Origin of the sequence: Flavobacterium piscisymbiosum, assembly GCF_020905295.1 — a bacterium.
GTDB classification, from domain to species: Bacteria; Bacteroidota; Bacteroidia; order Flavobacteriales; family Flavobacteriaceae; genus Flavobacterium; species Flavobacterium piscisymbiosum.
Genome location: NZ_JAJJMM010000002.1, coordinates 1 through 1,750 on the forward strand (window position 1 = coordinate 1; position 1,750 = coordinate 1,750).

At 34.7% G+C, this 1,750-nt stretch carries 1 protein-coding gene and 1 pseudogene; both read left to right on the plus strand.

Annotated features, from left to right (window positions below; genetic code table 11):
- Nucleotides 1-561: pseudogene (locus LNP81_RS27315) on the plus strand (family 43 glycosylhydrolase); the annotation flags it as partial.
- Nucleotides 562-889: 328 nt separating this feature from the next.
- On the plus strand, nt 890-1,750 hold an 861-nt coding region (locus LNP81_RS27320), incomplete at its 3' end, for a family 43 glycosylhydrolase (protein ID WP_230040996.1).

Here is a 1,750-nt window from a genome sequence, read left to right on the forward strand (position 1 = left end):
GGAGATCGCTGGTCTTATCCTAAACAAGGATCTGCAGCTACTTATGTTTGGCAGCCGTTTGTAATTTCGGGAACATCAGTTTCAATGCCAAAGTATCAGGAAGCATGGCAAATTAATCTTTCAACTGGAATAGCTTCTGCTTTAGAAAATAAAGGAATAGTACTAAAAAACACTGACAAACAAATTCAATACAAAGGAAATTGGAAACACACCGACTCTGAAAGTAAATCAGATGAAAAAGAAGCTTCTTTTTCGATCAAATTTAACGGACGACAGACTACATTGTATAGCTTTTCAGGGCCTGAAAATGGTTATGCAAAAGTAGTTTTAGCAGATGAAAATGGACGTAACATACTAACAAATACGATCGATATGTACAGTAAATTTTCAATTGAAGGACCGGTATTTCGATCTCCGATTTTAAAAAAAGGAAATTACATTTTAACCGTTTATAATACAGAAGAAAGACCCAATTGGTCCGATAAAAAGAAAACAAATTATGGAAGTACAGGGAATTATATTTCTGTAAGTCAAATAAGTATTGAGGGAGGTTCAAAGTGACAAAGCAACAAAGGTTCAAAGATTGGATTGTAGAGACGCACAGCAGTGCGTCTTCTGGTAATGAATAAATAATCTCGCAAAGGCGCAGAGTCGCAAAGTTTTTAATAACGGTGAGAATAAAATCACAAAATGATTTAATGTATTTCAAATAAAAAACTTTGTCACTTAGCATTTTGCAAAGCTCAAAATAAAAAAGCTTTGCGACTCTGCGCCTTTGCGAGATTAATTAACCCAATAAGAAAAAAAACTTTATGCCTTAGCGGCAAAAAAAACAGCGTAAATCCGTAAAAATCCGTTCCATCTGTGGGCCATTTTAAAATAATTCAAAATGAAGAAAATAGCAGTATTAATTTTTACTATTTCCACTTTAGCTTCCTACAGTCAAAGTAAATTAGGCTATTATGTTTATAGTGATAAAAGTAACAATGCCATTTATTCCGGAGTTCCCTGGCTGGATCAAAACGGAAATATAGTAAGTGCACATGGAGCAAATATTATAAAAGAGAAAGATACATTTTATCTTTTTGGAGAAGCACACACAGATACCAGCAACGCTTTTGTTGGATTTAATTGTTATTCCTCGAAAGACCTTTATAACTGGAAATTTGAAAGTGTTGCACTTCCTGTACAAAGATCCGGTAAATTGGGTCCTAACAGAGTTGGAGAAAGGGTTAAAGTAATGAAAAGCCCCAAAACAGGAGAATACGTTATGTACATGCACGCCGATACTCTGACTTATAAAGATCAGTTCGTAGGGTATGCGGTTTCAAAAAAGATAAAAGGACCTTACGAGTTCAAAGGTCCACTTTTATTTCAGGGGAAACCCATAAAAAAATGGGATATGGGTACGTTTCAGGACGATGATGGATCGGGTTATGTTTTGGTTCATGGTGGCGAAATTTATAAATTAAGTGATGATTATAAATCGGTTACAGAAAAGGTAAACGAAAATATTACAACAGGTTTTGAATCACCTACAATGCTTAAAAAAGATGGTTTGTATTATTTTATAGGTTCACATCTTACAAGCTGGGAGAAAAACGATAACTATTATTATACCTCAAATTCACTAAAAGGCCCTTGGACATCAAGAGGATTAATCGCACCGGAGGGAACATTAACATGGAACTCACAATCGACCTTTGTTTTACCAATTCAGGGAACAAAAGAAACCAATTATATGTTTATG